Source organism: Mycobacterium sp. SMC-21 (assembly GCF_045310825.1).
Lineage (GTDB): Bacteria > Actinomycetota > Actinomycetes > Mycobacteriales > Mycobacteriaceae > Mycobacterium.
In genome coordinates, this window is the sequence record NZ_JBJIAO010000011.1 from 1 (window position 1) to 16,457 (window position 16,457).

The 16,457-nt window shown below is 65.7% G+C and carries 16 protein-coding genes; 6 read left to right on the forward strand and 10 right to left on the reverse strand.

Going from position 1 to position 16,457, the window contains the following annotated elements; all coding sequences use genetic code 11:
- Window positions 1-98: 98 nt before the first annotated feature.
- Window positions 99-1,037: a MerR family transcriptional regulator gene (locus tag ACJH6H_RS13305; protein ID WP_406775023.1), complete on the reverse strand. Its 939-nt coding sequence runs from the start codon at window positions 1,035-1,037 to the stop codon at window positions 99-101.
- 99 nt (window positions 1,038-1,136) lie between these two features.
- Here ACJH6H_RS13305 and ACJH6H_RS13310 point away from each other — a divergent pair, with 99 nt between their 5' ends.
- Both ACJH6H_RS13310 and nei2 read left to right on the forward strand, forming a co-directional pair.
- Complete coding sequence (locus tag ACJH6H_RS13310) at window positions 1,137-2,108, forward strand: nitronate monooxygenase (protein WP_318986403.1); 972 nt, start codon at window positions 1,137-1,139, stop codon at window positions 2,106-2,108.
- The gene (nei2, locus tag ACJH6H_RS13315) at window positions 2,108-2,908 is read left to right on the forward strand and encodes an endonuclease VIII Nei2 (RefSeq protein WP_318986402.1); all 801 of its coding nucleotides are present in this window, start codon (window positions 2,108-2,110) and stop codon (window positions 2,906-2,908) included. The genes ACJH6H_RS13310 and nei2 overlap by 1 nt, the downstream gene beginning before the upstream one ends.
- Here the strand turns inward: nei2 and ACJH6H_RS13320 are convergent.
- A complete protein-coding gene (locus ACJH6H_RS13320) occupies window positions 2,810-3,955 on the reverse strand; it encodes an acyl-CoA desaturase (protein ID WP_318986401.1) in 1,146 nt (381 codons plus the stop codon). The two genes, nei2 and ACJH6H_RS13320, sit on opposite strands and share 99 nt — an antisense overlap.
- A gap of 36 nt (window positions 3,956-3,991) precedes the next feature.
- Window positions 3,992-5,044, reverse strand: a complete 1,053-nt coding sequence (locus tag ACJH6H_RS13325) for a ferredoxin reductase (RefSeq protein ID WP_318986400.1) — start codon at window positions 5,042-5,044, stop codon at window positions 3,992-3,994.
- A gap of 145 nt (window positions 5,045-5,189) precedes the next feature.
- Between ACJH6H_RS13325 and ACJH6H_RS13330 the strand changes: the two genes are divergently transcribed.
- Together ACJH6H_RS13330 and ACJH6H_RS13335 are read left to right on the forward strand one after the other, a co-directional pair.
- Window positions 5,190-5,870, forward strand: a complete 681-nt coding sequence (locus ACJH6H_RS13330) for a TetR family transcriptional regulator (RefSeq protein ID WP_318986399.1) — start codon at window positions 5,190-5,192, stop codon at window positions 5,868-5,870.
- 10 nt (window positions 5,871-5,880) lie between these two features.
- The gene (locus tag ACJH6H_RS13335) at window positions 5,881-6,654 is read left to right on the forward strand and encodes an enoyl-CoA hydratase-related protein (protein ID WP_318986398.1); all 774 of its coding nucleotides are present in this window, start codon (window positions 5,881-5,883) and stop codon (window positions 6,652-6,654) included.
- Here ACJH6H_RS13335 and ACJH6H_RS13340 read toward each other — a convergent pair whose 3' ends face one another.
- From ACJH6H_RS13340 to ACJH6H_RS13350, 3 genes are read right to left on the reverse strand one after another with little or no spacing between them, the layout of a single operon-like run.
- A complete protein-coding gene (locus ACJH6H_RS13340) occupies window positions 6,655-7,080 on the reverse strand; it encodes a hypothetical protein (protein WP_406775024.1) in 426 nt (141 codons plus the stop codon).
- Window positions 7,077-9,986, reverse strand: coding sequence for an RND family transporter (locus ACJH6H_RS13345; RefSeq protein WP_406775025.1), 2,910 nt, complete (start codon window positions 9,984-9,986; stop codon window positions 7,077-7,079). The genes ACJH6H_RS13340 and ACJH6H_RS13345 overlap by 4 nt, the downstream gene beginning before the upstream one ends.
- Entirely contained in the window at window positions 9,983-10,429 is a 447-nt protein-coding gene (locus ACJH6H_RS13350) for an MmpS family transport accessory protein (protein ID WP_406775026.1), read from the reverse strand. Before ACJH6H_RS13350 ends, ACJH6H_RS13345 begins: the two co-directional genes overlap by 4 nt.
- A gap of 142 nt (window positions 10,430-10,571) precedes the next feature.
- On the opposite strand from ACJH6H_RS13350, the gene ACJH6H_RS13355 reads away from it, so the two are divergent.
- The gene (locus ACJH6H_RS13355) at window positions 10,572-11,177 is read left to right on the forward strand and encodes a TetR/AcrR family transcriptional regulator (RefSeq protein ID WP_226519231.1); all 606 of its coding nucleotides are present in this window, start codon (window positions 10,572-10,574) and stop codon (window positions 11,175-11,177) included.
- On the opposite strand, the gene ACJH6H_RS13360 is transcribed toward ACJH6H_RS13355, so the two are convergent.
- The 3 genes from ACJH6H_RS13360 to ACJH6H_RS13370 all read right to left on the reverse strand — a co-directional run bounded on the left by ACJH6H_RS13360 (window position 11,147) and on the right by ACJH6H_RS13370 (window position 14,965).
- Window positions 11,147-13,363: a heavy metal translocating P-type ATPase gene (locus ACJH6H_RS13360; RefSeq protein ID WP_406775027.1), complete on the reverse strand. Its 2,217-nt coding sequence runs from the start codon at window positions 13,361-13,363 to the stop codon at window positions 11,147-11,149. The two genes, ACJH6H_RS13355 and ACJH6H_RS13360, sit on opposite strands and share 31 nt — an antisense overlap.
- Window positions 13,353-13,637 carry a DUF1490 family protein gene (locus ACJH6H_RS13365; RefSeq protein WP_061007103.1) on the reverse strand — a complete coding sequence of 95 codons (285 nt, stop codon included), beginning with the start codon at window positions 13,635-13,637 and terminating at the stop codon, window positions 13,353-13,355. Before ACJH6H_RS13365 ends, ACJH6H_RS13360 begins: the two co-directional genes overlap by 11 nt.
- Window positions 13,638-13,819: 182 nt before the next feature.
- Window positions 13,820-14,965 (reverse strand): GTP-binding protein, encoded by a 1,146-nt coding sequence (locus ACJH6H_RS13370; protein WP_406775028.1) that lies wholly within the window; start codon window positions 14,963-14,965, stop codon window positions 13,820-13,822.
- A gap of 130 nt (window positions 14,966-15,095) precedes the next feature.
- On the opposite strand from ACJH6H_RS13370, the gene ACJH6H_RS13375 reads away from it, so the two are divergent.
- Window positions 15,096-15,641, forward strand: a complete 546-nt coding sequence (locus ACJH6H_RS13375; RefSeq protein WP_406775029.1) for a YceI family protein — start codon at window positions 15,096-15,098, stop codon at window positions 15,639-15,641.
- A gap of 76 nt (window positions 15,642-15,717) precedes the next feature.
- Here ACJH6H_RS13375 and ACJH6H_RS13380 read toward each other — a convergent pair whose 3' ends face one another.
- Window positions 15,718-16,356, reverse strand: a complete 639-nt coding sequence (locus ACJH6H_RS13380) for an HD domain-containing protein (RefSeq protein WP_406775030.1) — start codon at window positions 16,354-16,356, stop codon at window positions 15,718-15,720.
- Window positions 16,357-16,457: the final 101 nt, after the last annotated feature.

Genomic DNA, 16,457 nt, shown 5'->3' on the forward strand with positions numbered 1-16,457 from the left:
TGCTTCGAATGCGGATACCCACTGGGCACGACAACCTCCCAAATCAATGGATGTTGTCTTGACCGTATGAATCTGCCCGGGAAAGTCGACGATGGAGTTCACGCTCGGCGCAACCAGTCCAGCACCTGCTGTGCGTGCGTGTTCGGCGGGAAGATCGGGTAGAAGACGTGCTCGATGCGGCCGTCGCAGATCACCATGGTGAGTCGGGTGTAGAGGCGCGGGTGCCCGTCGGCAGCGAACGTCGGGAGCCGCAGCGCGTCGGCCAGAACGAACGTCTCGTCGGACAGCATGTGGAAGGGCAGTCGCAGCCGACGCACCACTTCTGCCTGATAGTCGACGTCCTGGCTGGACAGTCCCCAGACCTGGCTCGCCCCAGCGGCTTTCAGCTCGGCGAAGTGGTCACGGAAGTCGCATGCCTCGGTGGAACACCCTCGGGCCCCGGGAATCGCATCCCAGCCCGCGGGGAGGTCAGCACCGGGACGGCCGGTCAGTGGATACAGATACACGATCGTCCGCCCCGCCGGCAGCTGCCGCAGCTGGACTTCCCCACCGCCGCTCGACCTCAGCGTGATGTCGGGGACCTCCAGGCCGACGAGATGATCAGCGGCGCCGTCGTTTTCGGGGACAGGCAGGCCGGCGGGGAGCGTCGTGAAATCTGTCAACGGTTCGTCCTTCTTGTCGAATGCTCGGCATGCGGCGGCGTCGAGCCGCGCCGCGAGGTCGTGTCGGCGCCGCGTCAGCGACGCGATGGTCTCGTCGAGGACGGCGATGCTGTCCCGATACGCCACGAGCGACTCGGGACACTCGTCGCTGTGTTCGTGGCCATGACGAAGGCAGTCGATGAACGGTCCGGCCTTCGACGGGGCGATGCCGACGGCGGCGAGAGCACGCACCTCGCTGACGATCTGCACATCCTCTTCGGAGTAGTCCCGGTAGCCGTTGGGCAGGCGCGACGGCGCCAGCAGGCCGAGGTCCTCGTAGTACCGCACGGCCTTGGTCGACGCGCCCGTCCGCCGGGCCAGCTCGGAAATCTGCATGGTCAATGTCCTCAATCGAGAGGGTAAACATTGCCGCCGGGGGCAAGGTCAACTTCCGCGGCCGCGGGACCCGCTCACACCGAGTCCTAGAGTGAAGCCATGGCCCTGCACACCCCGTTGACGGAACTGTTCGGCATCGAGCACCCGATCGTCCTGGCCCCGATGGGCGACGTATCCGGTGGCCGGCTGGCAGCCGCGGTGTCGGAGGGTGGCGGGCTGGGCCTGATCGGCGGCGGCCGCGGCGACCTCACGATGCTCGCCACCGAATGCCAGTTGGCCAAGCAGGGCACCGAAAAACCCTGGGGCGTCGGCCTACTCACCTGGGCGGTCAATCAGGAGATCATCGACTGGGTGATCGCGCAGCAGCCCGCCGCCATCATCTTGTCGTTCGGCGACCCGGCCCCGTTCGCCAAAGCGATCCACGACGCCGGCATTCCGCTGCTGTCCCAGGTCCACAGCCTCGATGAGGCCAAGCAGGCCCTCGACGCCGGAGTCCAGGTGCTGGTCGCGCAGGGCCGGGAAGCCGGGGGCCACCACGGCGGCCGGTCGACGTTGCCGTTCGTCCCCGCGGTCGTCGACATCGCGCACGGCATCCCGGTTCTTGCCGCCGGTGGGATTGCAGACGGCCGCGGCCTGGCCGCTGCACTGACGCTCGGCGCCGCGGGCGCCATGATCGGCACCCGATTCGAGGCCACCCACGAGTCCCTGCTCAGCGCCGCCGAGTCGAAGGTCATGCTCAAGGCGAAGGCGGCGGACACCACGAGCGGACGCGCCATCGACATCGCCGCCCGGCCCGTCGAAACGCGTTGGCCCGCCGAGTATCCGGCGCGCACGTTGCGCAGCGTCTTCACCGACACGTGGCAGGACCGCGACGCCGAGCTCGACGCGGATCCCAAGGCACAAAACGAGTTCCGCACCAAGGTCGCCGAGCTGGACATGGACTACGTGCCGATCTGGGCCGGTGAGGCCCTCGACCTGATCGACGAGCTGGAACTGGCCGCTCCCCTGGTCCAGAAAATCGCGCACGACGCCGAACGCGCGCTGACCCGAGCCCACGCCTACATCCGCTGATGCCCGAAGGCGACACCGTTTTTCACACCGCAGCGATCCTCCGTGAGGCGCTGCAGGGAAAGACGCTGACGCGCTGCGACATTCGCGTCCCGAAGTTCGCCACCGTCGACCTCACGGGCCAGACGGTCGAGGACGTCATCAGCCGCGGCAAGCATTTGTTCATCCGCACGGCCGAAGCCAGCATCCACTCGCATCTCAAGATGGAGGGCAAGTGGCAGGTCAACACCAGGCCCCGCCGGCCCGACCACAAGACGAGAATCATCCTGGAAACCAAGGACATTCAAGCGGTGGGTTCAGAACTCGGCATCCTGGAAGTCCTCAAGCGGGACCACGACGAGGAGCCCGTCAAGCACCTCGGCCCGGATCTGCTCGGCCCGGACTGGGATCCACACCGGGCTGCCCAGAACCTCACCCAGGACCCCGACCGGCCACTGCATGAAGCACTACTCGACCAACGCAACCTCGCCGGCGTCGGCAACGTCTACGCCAATGAGCTGTGTTTCATCGTCGGCCGCCGCCCGACCGCCCCGGTCAGCACAGTGAAAGACCCGCTGCGGCTGGCGCAGCGGGCCCGGGACATGTTGTGGCTGAACAGAAACCGATGGAGCAGGACTACAACGGGCGATACCCGGCCCGGCCGTCAACTCTGGGTTTACGGCCGGGCCGGGCAGGCGTGTCGCAGGTGCGGGACGCTGATCGAATCAGGCGACCGGAACCGGCACCAGAACCTCGACGTCGTCGGCGACCTCAACAACCTCCGTGACCGGATCACCTTCTGGTGCCCGCTTTGTCAGCCATGAGTCCGGCAGGGCCAGGCGGCAGATCTTCTTGACCACCGAGAAGAACTGCTTGTGGATCGGGCCGGTGTTGTAGGGCAGGTCGTACTTCTCGCACAGTGCCTTGACCTCGGGCGAGATTTCCGCGTAGCGGTGCGCCGGGATGTCGGGGAACAGGTGGTGCTCGATCTGGAACGACAGGTTGCCGCTGAAGATGTGGAACCACTTGCCGCCGGACAGGTTCGCCGAACCCAGCAGCTGGCGGTAGTACCACTGGCCGCGGGTCTCGCTCTTGGTCTCCTCGATGGTGAACTCGTGCGTGCCCTCGGGGAAGTGGCCGCAGAAGATGATCACGTACGACCACACGTTGCGCATCAGGTTCGCGGTCATGTTGCCGGCGAACACGAACGGCAGGAACGGCCCGGCCAGCAGCGGGAACGCCACGTAGTCCTTGATGGTCTGCTTACGGACTTTCGCCCACATCTCGCGCAGCATGTCCTTCTTGTCGCGCAGGCGGATTTCACCGGTGCGGATGCGCTCGGCCTCCAGCTCGTGCAGCGCGACGCCGTACTGGAAGAACACCATCAGCAGGAAGGCGTACACCGGGTTGCCCAGGAAGTACGGGCTCCACTTCTGGTCCTCGCTCATGCGCAGGATGCCGTAGCCGATGTCGCGGTCCATGTCGACGATGTTGGTGTAGGTGTGGTGCATGTAGTTGTGCGAGTGCCGCCACTGGTTGGACGGGCAGGCCGAATCCCATTCGAAGTTCTGGCCGCGCAGCGCCGGGTCACCCATCCAGTCGTACTGGCCGTGCATGACGTTGTGGCCGATCTCCATGTTGTCCAGGATTTTCGACAGGCCGAGCATCACGGTGCCGATGGGCCAGGCCGGCGGCAGGAACAGCAGGGCGCGGCCACCGACCTCCAGCTTGCGCTGCATGGCGATGATGTTGCGGATGTAGTCGGAGTCGCGGTCACCGAGGTCGGCGAGGTGGCGTTCGCGGATGGCGTCGAGCGCGCGGCCGAATTCGTCGAACTGCTCGGCGGTCATGGGGGCGGGACGTTGAGCCATGGTTCGTCTCCTTTGTGTGTGGGCTGGGTGGGTGGTCTAGAGGTCGATCTGGACGTCGCCGCACGGGGCGGTCACGCAGATTTCGATGTTTTCGTCGGGGGTTGTCGAGACGGCGCCGGTGATCAGGTTCTTCACGGGGCCGCTGATCTTCTTGCGCGTGCAGGTGTGGCAGATGCCCATGCGGCAGCCGTTGGTCGGGTTGAGGCCGGCGGCCTCGGCCTGCTCGAGGATCGAGCGACCGTCGTCGACGACGTCGACCTTGCTCTCGGTGAAGGCGACGCTGCCTCCGGAGGCCTCGGTCGGGACCGCGATGACCGGAGGCACGAAGCTCTCGGACTGCGCGCCCGGCAGCAGGTCCTTGACCGCATCGACGAGTGCCGGCGGGCCGCAGACGAACACCGCATCGGGGTTCGGCATGGCGGCGGCCAGGTGATCCGGGCCGAAGTGGCCGCTGAGGTCGCCGCGGTTGGACCGGGTGTAGCTGTGCAGCACCTTCACGCCGGGGGTGGCGGCCAGCTCGGTGGCGTACGCGGCCTCTTCGGGGTTGCGGGCGTAGTGGATGAAGGCCACCTCACCGTCGAAGTTCTCCTCACGCAGGGTGCGCAGCATGGACAGCACCGGGGTGATGCCGCTGCCGCCGGAGACCAGCAGGATGCGCCGGGGGCGCTGCTCGGGCAGGACGAAGTCACCACCGACGGAGTCGAGGTGGACGACCATGCCGGGCTCGGCGTGCTCGAACAGGTGGGTGGAGACCAGGCCGCCGTCGTGCAGGCCGACGGTCAGTTCGATGACCGGGCTGCCCTCGGAGTTGGCCGGCGAGTAGCACCGGGTGCGGCGACGGCCGTCGATCTCGACGGTCAGGTTGATGTGCTGGCCGGCTTTGAAGCCCTGCCAGGCGTCGTTGGGCTGCAGGGTCAGGGTGACGCTGCGCGGCGTCTGCCGACGGACCGCGACGACCTTGGCGCGGGCATCGTTGACAGTCCAGGTGCGGTCGAAAACCTCGGTGTACCGGTCCACGCCATGCGGGCCGGTGAGGATGCCAACCAGGGCGGAGCGCCGTACTCGGCGGCTCAAAGTTTCGGTGAACATGTGTACACAGTGGCCGACTCCAACCGTTTGCGTCAAGACTTAAAGTGCAGGTTGTTGCCCGGATCACAGGGTGAACATCCGTATCGATAACTCATACACATCTGTATCGATCTGCGGTTTCGGTGCGCTGTGTAAACTTTGTTCGGTGAACAGTCGTACCCCTGGTTCACGCGACCGGAGGTCCAGCCGCTCATCAAGCTCCCGCGTCCAGGACAACCTCTCTCGCGAAGAGCGCAAGGAAGCCACCCGCCGCGCCATCATCGCGGCCGCCCTCAAGCTGCTCGACGAGGACAGTTTCAGCGCGCTCAGCCTGCGTGAGGTCACCCGCGAGGCCGGCATCGTGCCGGCAGCCTTCTATCGGCACTTCGAAACCATGGACGCCCTCGGCCTGGTCCTGATCGACGAGTCGTTCCGCGCCCTGCGGGAGATGCTTCGTGGCGCCCGCGCCGGCCAACTCGATCCCAAGCGCATCATCGAGTCCTCGGTCGACATCCTGTTCAACAGCGTCGCCGAACGCCCCGAGCACTGGCGCTTCATCAGCCGCGAACGCAACAGCGGCGTCACCGCGCTGCGCTACGCGATTCGCACGGAAATCCGGTTGATCACCTCGGAGCTCGCGATCGACCTCGGCCGGCTGCCGGGGCTCACCACCTGGAGCGCCGAGGACCTGAACATCGTGGCCGGACTCTTCGTCAACACGATGATGACCACCGCCGAATCCATCGACGACGCCAACGACGCCAAGGCCCTGGACGACGTCAAACGGACCGCACGCAAGCAGCTGCGCATGATCGCCGTCGGCGTGGCCGGGTGGCACAGCGGCTAACGTCAGGCGCATGACAACGCTGTCGCTCGCATATCCTCGCCCCGATATCGCCGTCCTCACGCTGGACCGGCCGGACAAACTCAATGCGCTGAACCTCGAACTCGTCGAGGCCCTGCACAGCACCCTCGAGGAGATCCACCGGAACAACGAGTGCCGTGTTGTCGTACTCACCGGCGCCGGCCGCGGATTCTGTTCCGGCCTGGACCTTTCCGACCCCAACCCGCCGGAAGCCGGTGGCGGACTGGAATTTCCACGCTCGGGCATGCGCTGGCAGGAACGTATCGCCGAGCTGACCACGCGGATCCAGAATCTGCGCCAGCCGGTGATCGCCGCGGTCAACGGGCCGGCATACGGCGGCGGTTTCGCCATCGCGCTGGCCGCCGACATCCGGATCGCGGGACCCGGCGCACGGTTCTGCACCCAGTTCATCAAGCTGGGCATCGGCGGCTGCGACATCGGGGTGAGCTACACCCTCCCCCGGATCGTCGGCGCCGGGCAGGCGTTCGACCTGATCCTCACGGCCCGGACGGTCGAGGCCGACGAGGCGCTGCGTCTGGGGCTGGTCTCACGACTGTCCGCGGACGACGTCGTCGCCGATGCCCTGGCCATCGCCGAAACCCTGTGCGGCTACGGAAAGTTCGGTGTCGAATCGACCAAGCAGGTGCTGTGGGCCAACCTCGAGGCTCCCAGCTTGCAGGCCGCACTGCATGTCGAGAACCGCAGCCAGATTCTCGCGGCCTCGGCCCACATCGATCTGGCGGCAAAGGCGTTCGGTAACCGGTAACTAGGGCACGCGCTTCTTCAATCGTGCCACCCGGTGCAACTGACCGAAGATGTTGAGCGACGTCAACATCGGGATGCCGCCGACGAAGGTGCGGAACGAGGGGTGGCCGCCGTGGACCTGGAGTTCGTACATGCAGCCGACCACGTAGAAGAAGCCCATGGTGAACAGCAGCGCAGGTATCGCGTAGGCAAGCGGTGAGCCGGCGTCGGACACCAGTTCCTTCGCGTAGTCGATCTCGTCCTGCGACATCGGTTGGCCTTGACGCACTTTGGCCAGTACGGCTTTGTGGGCGCCCACCTGTTCACCCAATGGTGCGGGTGGTCGTCGTTCCAACCCGCGTACGTACACGAAGACGCACGTGATGAGGATCAGCGCCAGCATTCCGGCGAGGATTGTCAGCCCGCCCCACAGCTCCATGTCCGTCATGCGTCTCCTCCGTGGCTTCGCGAACCCACACCCGACCCGCTGACCGCGGGATCGCCGTCCTCCCACAGCAGCAGTTGACGCACCGATTGCCGCGATCCGTACGGCTGCAGCATCTGGCTCGCAGGGCGCGGCCGCACCTTCAGCGGCCACCAGAACCACCGACCGAGTAGCACCGCGATGGCCGGCGTCATGAACGACCGCACGATCAGCGTGTCGAACAGCAGGCCGAGGGCGATGGTCGTACCGATCTGGCCGAGGACCCGCAGATCGGCAAACAGGAAGGACGCCATGGTCGCGGCGAACACCAGCCCGGCCGACGTCACCACCGCGCCGGACCCGGCCATCGCGCGGATGATGCCGGTGTTGATGCCGGCGTGGATCTCTTCTTTGAACCGCGAGATGAGCAGCAGGTTGTAGTCCGACCCCACCGCCAGCAGCAGAATGACGGCCAGCGCCAACACAATCCAGTACAGGTCGATGCCGAAGATGTCCTGCCAGATCAGCACGGACAGCCCGAAGGAGGCGCCCAGCGACAGCGCCACGGTACCGACGATGACCAGGGCCGCGACGATGCTGCGGGTGATGAACATCATCACCAACAGAATCAGGCTCAGCGCCGCGATCCCCGCGATCATGAGGTCGTATTTCGCGCCCTCCTGAATGTCCTTGTACGTGGCCGCGGTACCGGCAAGGTAGATCCTCGATCCACCCAGGGGCGTGCCCTTCACCGCCTGCTGCGCGGCGTGCCGGACGGCGGCGATGTGCGAAATGCCTTCGGGCGTGGCGGGATCGCCTTCGTGCGTGATGATCATGCGGGCGGCCTTGCCGTCCGGCGACATGAACAACTTCATGCCGCGCTGGAACTCGGGGTTCGTGAACGCTTCCGGCGGCAGATAGAACGAATCGTCGGTTTTCGACGCGTCGTAGGCCTGCCCCAGTGCGGTGGCGTTCTGCAATGACGCGGCCGCCTGGTCGTTGAGACCTGAGTTCGTGGAGTAGTTCGTCATCGTCAGATCGCGGTTGGTCTCCTGGCTCGCGATCTGCGGCGGGATCAATGCGAGCAGCTTCGGTTGCAGCGCATCGAGTTTGGCGATACTCCCGGCGACATCACCCAGTTGGTCGGTCAGGTCATCGATACCGTCGAGCGAATCGAAGACCGAGCGCAACGCGGCGCAGATCGGGATGTCGTAGCAGTGTGGTTCCCAATAGAAGTAGTTACGGATCGGCCGGAAGAAGTCGTCGAAATCGGCAATCTTGTTGCGCAGGTCCTGCGCCGTGGCGACGGTCTGCTGAAATGCCTTGGCCTGCTCGTGGGTGAGTGCCCCGGATTGCTGCTGCAGCGAATACTGCTGGCGCAGAATGTCTATCGACTTGTTGATCACGTCGACCTGCCTGAGCAGGTCAGCACTGCGCGCCTGCTGGAAGGGCAGGTTGTTGATCTGCCCGGCGTTTCCGGCACTGATCAGGAACGGTATCGACGAGTGGTCCAGGGGCGTGCCCAGCGGCCGGGTGATCGACTGCACCTGCGCGATGCCGTCGGTGTGGAACACCGCTTTCGCGACGCGCTCCAGCAGGATCATGTCGGTGGAGTTGCGCAGATCGTGGTCGGCTTCGATCATCAGCAGTTCGGGATTGAGTCGGGCCTGAGAAAAGTGCCGCTCCGCGGCGGCGTAGCCGATATTGGCCGGAGCGTCGGCGGGCATATACGGGCGGGTGTCGTAACTCGTCTTGTACCCGGGCAGAGCGATCAGGCCGATGAGGGCCACCGCGACGGTCACCACGAGAATGGGGCCGGGCCAGCGCACGATGGCCGTGCCGATGCGCCGCCAGCCTTGCGTCTGCAGCTGACGCACGGGTTCGAAGAGGCCGAAGTGCCGGCCGATGCACAGCAGCGCGGGCGCGAGCGTCAACGCGGCGACGACCGCGACGAGAACGCCTGTGCCGGCCGGGATTCCGAGGCTCTTGAAGTACGGCAGCCGAGTGAACGTCAGACAGAACACCGCGCCCGCGATGGTCAGGCCCGACCCCAGGATGATGTGCGAGGTGCCGTGATACATCGTGTTGTACGCCGTGACCCGATCCTGACCGGCGTATCTGGCTTCGTGGAACCGGCCGAGGATGAAGATCGCATAGTCGGTGCCGGCGGCAATGACCAAGAGTGTCAAGAGGTTTGTCGAGTACGTCGACAGCTCGATGATGCCGGCGTTGGCGAGCACCGCGACGACGCCGCGGGATGCGGTCAGCTCGATCATCACCGTGAAGATCACCATGATGACCGTCGTGATCCTGCGGTAGAGCGAGAACAGCATCACCATGATGACGCCGATGGTGATCAGCGTGGTCTTCAGCGTGCCGTGCCGGCCCACCTCGAACTGGTCGGTGATCAGGGGCGCGGCGCCGGTCAGATACACCTTCAAACCTCTTGGCGGCGGCGTGGTTTCGATGATCCTGCGGACGGAGTCGACGGATTCGTTGGCCAAGGATTCACCCTGATTGCCGGCGAGGTAGACCTGTACCAGCGCGGCCTTGCCGTCGGCGCTCTGCGAACCGGCCGCGGTCAGCGGGTCACCCCAGAAGTTCTGCACGTGCTGGACGTGTTTGGTGTCGGCGGTGAGCTTGTCGATCAAGCCGTCGTAGTAGTGGTGCGCAGCGGCGCCCAACGGCTGGTCGCCTTCGAGGACGATCATGGCCGAACTGTCGGAATCGAACTCGTGGAACACCTTGCCGATCTGCTTCGCCGCCTGCAGCGACGGTGCGTCCGTCGGGCTCAGTGACACGTTGTGCGACTCGGCCACGGTCTCCAGCTGCGGCACAAAGACATTCGTGACGACGGCCAGGCCCAGCCAGAAGAAGGCGATCAGCACCGAGTATCGGCGGATGAAGTCGGGAACGCGGCCCGCGCTCATCCTGATTTGTCCAGACAGTAGGTGAAGGCGTGCACGGTGTTGACCGTTCTCTCGTCCTTGACGGCGTCGTCGATGGTGATGCGGCAGCCGATCGAGCCGCTGTCGCCCTGGGCCTGAAGATTGACGAACACCGCGGGCTGTGTGGTGGTCGTGTCGTAGGTCCACGGCAACGTGACGGCGTCGGCGCGCTGCGGTTGGGCATTGACGTCCAGGTAGGTGACGGTGGCGACCGTTCCCGGCGGTCCGTAGACCTCCATCACCACGTGCTTGGGGTTGAAGGGCACGATGTCGTTCACCGCGCCACTCGGGGTCGAGGTGACGTCATGCGAAGCGAAGATGCCTTGCAGTCGGTACACCGCGAACCCGGCGACCACGACCACCATCACGGCCACCACGTACATCCAGTGCTGACCGAGCCGGCGTCTGATCGAAAATCGCTGCATCCGTGAACCTTTCGCACGGGTGGGCGCGAACTGCGCGGGAACGTATCCGGTTGCGTCGTTCGTCAACGAGGTTGACGGTATGACATTAACCCCGCCGGGGCTATAATTCAACACGTAAAGAATTCTGTGAGTAGGGAGTCGAATGACCCAGCGACCCACCCGGGGTGGACGCCGCCCGGGACCCAACGGAACCCGCGAGGCGATCGAGGAGACCGCACGAAAGCTGTTCGCGGAGTTGGGGTACGAGCGGACATCCCTGCGGCAGATCGCGTTGCAAGCGGGCGTCGACCCCGCGCTGGTCAGCCACTTCTACGGTAAGAAGCGGGACCTGTTCCTTGCCGTGGTCGAGCTTCCGGTGGAACCGTCGGCGATCATCGGCCGGGTGCTCGACGGCGACAAGAATTCGGCGGGCCTGCGACTGGCGACATTCATCATCGAGGTGCTGGACGACGAAGTCCGGCGCCGGCCCATGATCGGCATGGTGCGCGCGGCCACGGCCGAGCCGGAAGCCGCGAAGCTGGTCCGGGACTTCCTGGCGCGCAAGATCATTGCGCCCATCGCCGAGGGACTGGGCTCCGCCGATGCCGACTACCGTGCCGCGCTGGTCATGTCACAGGTCAACGGTTTCGCCATGGCGCGCTACGTCATCGGCCTCGAACCGCTCGCCAACCGCTCGAACGAACAACTCGCCGCCGACCTCGGCGTGACGCTCCAGCGTTATCTGCTCGGCGAGCTCGCGCCGGACTGAGCCAGCTCGTGGCGGATGAGCCGCGAGCTGTTGGTGACAACGGCGACGGACGACGCGTTGTGCAAGATCGCGGCCAGGACCGGGGACAGCCCGCCGACCGCTCCCAGTAGCAGCCCGACGGCGTTCACCGCGATCGACATGGCGTAGTTCTGCCGGATCACGCCGACCGCGTGGTTGCTGAGCCCTCGGACGTCGAGCAGCCGTCGCAGGTCGTCTGTCGACAGTGCCACGTCTGCGGTCTCGACGGCGACGTCGGTGCCGGCCAATCCCATGGCGATACCGATGTCCGCCGCGGCCAGCGCGGGTGCGTCGTTGACGCCGTCCCCCACCACCGCAACGATGTAGCCCTCGTCATGCAGGGTGCGCACCAGCGCGAGCTTGTCCTCGGGTAGCGCGTTGGCCTTCCATTCGGTGATGCCGAGTTCGGCGGCGACTGCCTGCGCGGTCTCGGCGTGATCACCGGTGAGCATGACGATCCGGCGTACGCCCGAGGACCGCAGGCGCGCAAGCACTTCTGCCGCTTCGGGGCGCACCTCGTCGCGAAGGCTGATCAAACCCACCAGTTCACCGTCGACGGCAAGCAGTAGCGGCGTCTCGGCCTGACGGCGCAGGCGCTGCACCCACTCTTCGGCTTCGCCGCACACGGTGACATTTTCCCGATCCAGGAGAGACGGGCTGCCGAGCAGCAACGTGCGGCCATCGGCGCGGGTCCGCATGCCCAGACCGACGAGCACCTCGCACTCCTCGTGCGGCGGAATCACGATGTGTTTGTCTTCGGTCGAACGGATCACCGCCTCGGCCAACGGATGCCGTGAGTGAATCTCCGAACTCGCCGCGTACGCGAGAATTTCCTCGGGAGTCCAACTCTCCCGGAAGGAAACAATATTCGTGACAATGTGCCGGCCGAGAGTCAAGGTTCCGGTCTTGTCGAAGACCACGGCGTCGGCCCGGCCGGCCGCTTCCAGGTGCGAACCGCCCTTGATCAGAATCCCGCGCCGGGCGCCGTTGCCGATGGCCGCACTGATCGCGGTCGGAGTGGCCAGCCCCACGGCGCACGGGCACGCCACCAGCAGCATGGTCATCGCCCGGCGTACGTCGCCGGTGACGAGGAACGTCGCCGTTGCCAGAACGAATGAGGCGGGCACGAAGCGACGGGAGAAGTTCTCGCCCACCGTCTGGATCGGTGCCCGATCACGTTGTGCCTCTTCGACTCTCGCCACGATGCGGCCCAGCACGGTGTGACTGCCCACCGCCCGGGCCCGCACGACCACCCGGCCCCGCACGACCACTGATCCGGCGTGGACGGCCGCACCCGGCGCCACGGTCACAGGTAGGGTCTCGCCCGTGATGGCCGACTGGTCGACGATCGCCTCGCCCGCGACGACGTCGCCGTCGACGGGAATCGCGACCTGCTCGTGAACGACGACCAGATCGCCGATCCGCAGCGCTTCGGCATTGACCTGCACTTCGGTGCCGTCGTCCAACTGCACCCAGGCGGTGTCCTGAACGCCGCGCAGGAGGTCCGCGATGGCGCGGCGCGTACGACGCAGCGTCAGATCCTGAAGGTATTCACCGATGTTCAGCAGCCACAGCACCGTCAGTGCGACGACGTTCTCGCGCAGGACCAGACTCGCTATGGTCGCCGCGGATACCAGCAGATCGGTGCCGGGCGACTTGCCGCCGCGCAGGGCGCGCAGCGCCCCGCGCAGGAAGGGGTACCCGGTGACGATGGTCGCGCCCGTCGCGAACGTCCGCGCGGCCGGCCCGAGCAGCCGCGGTCGGGACAGTCCGTAGCGACGGAATCCCAAGAGTGCCAGAGCCAGCGCACCGAGCGCCATCCGAAGTACATCGGCATTGTGAATGTCGGCCGAACGCGGCGAGCGGGCGGGGACCAGCTGAGCGGGGGTGGCTTGCGCGGCCCGGATCGCGGTCAGCAGCTGCGCGGTGTCGCAGCGCTGCGGCGAGTACCAGATCACCACCGACGCCGTGCGCGGGTACGCGTGGACGGTTCTGACGCCACCGACCTTGTCGGCGGCGTCTTCGATCGCCACCGCACGGACGGCGTCACCCCGCAGCCACGGGACATGCACCCGAATCCGGCCCGCCGCAACGGATATCACCGTCAGTTCGGCGTCGGCATCGATGCTGGGCGCATCGGCCACGTCGGTCAGCACATCAGTGGTCATGGGAATGTTCGGCGTCGGCCACCGACGGCGGGGGCACTTCTTCGCCTATCCGCTCGCGCGCCTCGGCCATCACATCGGCGACCTTGAGCCGGGCGTTCTCTGCGGCTTCCTCGGCTTTGCGCGTGCCGCGCAGCGCCCACGCTGCGGTGGTGACACTGGCTTCGTGGACCGGCGCCGCGCGCAGCGCCTTCCGCAGCACATCGTATGCCGCCACGCCGATGACGCCGGTGGCCACCGTCCTGGTGGCTTTGATCAGTGCTGGGTGAATCGACATCAGGCGGTCCCTCTCGTCATGTGATGTGTTGTGCGGTTGTCATTTTCACGCGTTCCCCGGCGATGAGGCACGAGTGGCGGCCGTGATCATGGCGGACCGGGCCGGCACCGCGGACGCGTGTCATACAGCCCAAGGTAGTGCGTGATGCCCCTGCGCGGCGGGCTTGCTTCAAATGACACGCCTCAGACGTGACTGTGCGCGGCGGTCCAGGCCGGCAGCGGGTCCGCATAACGCAGCCAGGCACTCGTGCCGGCCGCCATTTCGTCGTCGGTGAGGAGCGCTGAGTCGAGAAGTGCTCGTACCGAGCTGGTTTCGAGGCGGATACCGATGAAGACGATCTCCTGACCGGGATCTATGTCGGTACTCGTCCAGTACTGCGCGGGCTCGATCGTGAGATTTGGACCGGCCTGCGACCAGATGGCGGCGATGTTCGGGCGGGTCGCGATCCAGCAGAAACCCTTGCTGCGCAACAGGCCTCGCACCTGATCGAGGGCCGCGGCGAGACGCTGCGGATGAAACGGGCGAGCAGCACGGAACGTCATGCTGCTGATGCCGTATTCCTCGGTTTCGGGAGTGTGCCCATTGGCGATCTCCTCGTCCCACCCGGGCGCTTCCGCGGCCAGTTCCGGATCGAACAACCCGGTGTCCAGAACGGTTGCCAGCGGGACGATCCCGTGCTCGGTGTGCTCGATCCGCGCGGTGGGGTTGAGGCGCCGCACGACGGCCTCGACGGTCGCAATCGTCTTCGCGCTCACCAGGTCGGTCTTGTTGACGAGGATGACGTCGGCGAACTCGACCTGATCGACCAGCAGATCGGCGATGTTGCGGCCGTCGCCGTCGGCCACCGCCAGGTTCCGGTCGGCCAGCGCCTCCCCGCGCGCCAATTCCGGCAGGAAGGTGCACGCGTCGATGACGGTGACCATCGTGTCGAGTCGGGCCAGCTCGGACAGGATGAAACCGTCCTCGAACTCCCAACTGAAGGTCGCCGCCACCGGCATCGGCTCGGAGATGCCCGTCGATTCGATCACGATCTGGTCGAATCGGTTCTGTCGGGCCAGATCCGCGACCGCGGTGATGAGGTCTTCACGCAGGGTGCAGCAGATGCAGCCATTGGTGAGCTCGACGAGCTTCTCTTCGGTCCGGTCGAGATGCCCCTGCCCCGCGATGAGCGCCGCGTCGATGTTCACCTCGCTCATGTCATTGACGATCACCGCCACCCGGCGCCCCTCCCGGTTGGCGAGGATGTGGTTGAGCAGCGTCGTCTTGCCTGCTCCCAGGAAGCCCGAAAGCACGGTCACCGGGATGAGGTCAGCTGAGGTCGAGGACATGACCTTAACGATAATCATTTTCATTAAGGAATGCGAGTCGACCGCCGGAATAATCCGGACTGCGGTCCGGTTGGGCAGTGCAGAGTCCGGACGAGCCGGTGCTCACACACGAGAGACAAAGGACAGGCACATGACCACCGCAACCGCTCCCCTCAGCGTCGGCACCTGGGCGATCGACACCGCCCACTCGACAGTCGAGTTCTCGGTACGCCACCTGATGGTCAGCAAGGTCCGCGGGAAGTTCGAGAACTTCAGTGGCACCATCACCGTCGACGCGGACGGCACGCCGTCGGTCACCGCCGAGATCGATGTGACATCGCTCAACACCGGCAACGAACAGCGCGACGGCCACGTCAAGTCGGCAGACTTCTTCGACGCCGAGAACCACCCCGTCGCGACCTTCGTCTCGACCGCCGTGCGGCCCAACGGCTCGTCGTACCTTCTCGACGGCAACCTGACCATCAAGGGCAACACCCGCCCGGTCACCCTGAACCTGGAATTCAACGGCGTGAGCCCCGGCATGGGCAACGGCGAGGTCTCCGGCTACGAAGCGTCAGTTGTCATCAACCGCAAGGACTTCGGCGTCGACCTCGACCTGCCGATGGAGACCGGTGGCGCCGTCGTCGGCGACAAGGTGACCATCACCCTCGACATCGAGGCCGTCAAGCAGGCCTGATCGAAGAGACGACGCCGGGCCGGGTTTTCCCCTGTCTGTCGCCCGGCCCGGCGTTGTCCATCGCCATCATCTGCGTTCATTCCGGCCAGGCATTGCCCTGAATGAGGTCAACCATGTTGATCCGTTCGAACGACGGGTCGAAGTGCGCCAGCACGTCGTCGTTCATCGTCCCGAACGTGGTGAGCGGACGATCGACCATGCCGGCGTTGAACGCCCGCAGGATGCGGTTCTTGAAATCGGGGCGCGGATGGGCGGCTACCACCTCGGCGCGCTGCCGGTCGCTGATCTCGTCGAGCCCCAGACCGATGACGTCGGTTTCGACGCCCATGATGACCACCGCGATCTCGGGCGCCAGGTGATGCGGGACCTCCGGCGTGGTGTGCAGCGCGATCGCCAACCACACGTTCGTCGCTTCCTGCTCGCTACGGCCGAAGTCCAGCAACAGTTTTCGAGCCAAGTCGGCGCCGTCGATCTCGAACCGCTGATGCTTGGTGCCGTACTCCGTCGTGAGGCCCAGGTCGTGGAACATGCCGCCCACGTAGGCAAGTTCCGGGTCGACATCGAGGCCGCGCGCAGCGGCCTTCAACGATCCCCACAGGAACACCCGGCGGGAGTGGTTGAACAAGGTGTCGTCGGTCGCCTTCCGGACGATCGAGGTGGCCTCCCGGACCAGCTCGGTATCCGGAATCGTCACTCCTGCAATGACTTCGGTCATGATCGTCAACCTTCCATCGGACTAAATTGGATACATTCCATTTTGTCCGCGGATCGACCAGACTTACAGGGCGCGCAATGCCACGCATCCCACAGATCAGG

Coding starts and splice junctions, on each gene's coding strand:
- ACJH6H_RS13380 (WP_406775030.1), bottom strand. CDS start 16,356: ATGACCGAAGTCATTGCAGGAGTGACGATTCCGGATACCGAGCTGGTC.
- nei2 (WP_318986402.1), top strand. CDS start 2,108: ATGCCCGAAGGCGACACCGTTTTTCACACCGCAGCGATCCTCCGTGAG.
- ACJH6H_RS13325 (WP_318986400.1), bottom strand. CDS start 5,044: ATGTTCACCGAAACTTTGAGCCGCCGAGTACGGCGCTCCGCCCTGGTT.
- ACJH6H_RS13320 (WP_318986401.1), bottom strand. CDS start 3,955: ATGGCTCAACGTCCCGCCCCCATGACCGCCGAGCAGTTCGACGAATTC.
- ACJH6H_RS13355 (WP_226519231.1), top strand. CDS start 10,572: ATGACCCAGCGACCCACCCGGGGTGGACGCCGCCCGGGACCCAACGGA.
- ACJH6H_RS13305 (WP_406775023.1), bottom strand. CDS start 1,037: ATGCAGATTTCCGAGCTGGCCCGGCGGACGGGCGCGTCGACCAAGGCC.
- ACJH6H_RS13335 (WP_318986398.1), top strand. CDS start 5,881: ATGACAACGCTGTCGCTCGCATATCCTCGCCCCGATATCGCCGTCCTC.
- ACJH6H_RS13350 (WP_406775026.1), bottom strand. CDS start 10,429: ATGCAGCGATTTTCGATCAGACGCCGGCTCGGTCAGCACTGGATGTAC.
- ACJH6H_RS13365 (WP_061007103.1), bottom strand. CDS start 13,637: ATGTCGATTCACCCAGCACTGATCAAAGCCACCAGGACGGTGGCCACC.
- ACJH6H_RS13360 (WP_406775027.1), bottom strand. CDS start 13,363: ATGACCACTGATGTGCTGACCGACGTGGCCGATGCGCCCAGCATCGAT.
- ACJH6H_RS13310 (WP_318986403.1), top strand. CDS start 1,137: ATGGCCCTGCACACCCCGTTGACGGAACTGTTCGGCATCGAGCACCCG.
- ACJH6H_RS13340 (WP_406775024.1), bottom strand. CDS start 7,080: ATGACGGACATGGAGCTGTGGGGCGGGCTGACAATCCTCGCCGGAATG.
- ACJH6H_RS13370 (WP_406775028.1), bottom strand. CDS start 14,965: ATGTCCTCGACCTCAGCTGACCTCATCCCGGTGACCGTGCTTTCGGGC.
- ACJH6H_RS13345 (WP_406775025.1), bottom strand. CDS start 9,986: ATGAGCGCGGGCCGCGTTCCCGACTTCATCCGCCGATACTCGGTGCTG.
- ACJH6H_RS13375 (WP_406775029.1), top strand. CDS start 15,096: ATGACCACCGCAACCGCTCCCCTCAGCGTCGGCACCTGGGCGATCGAC.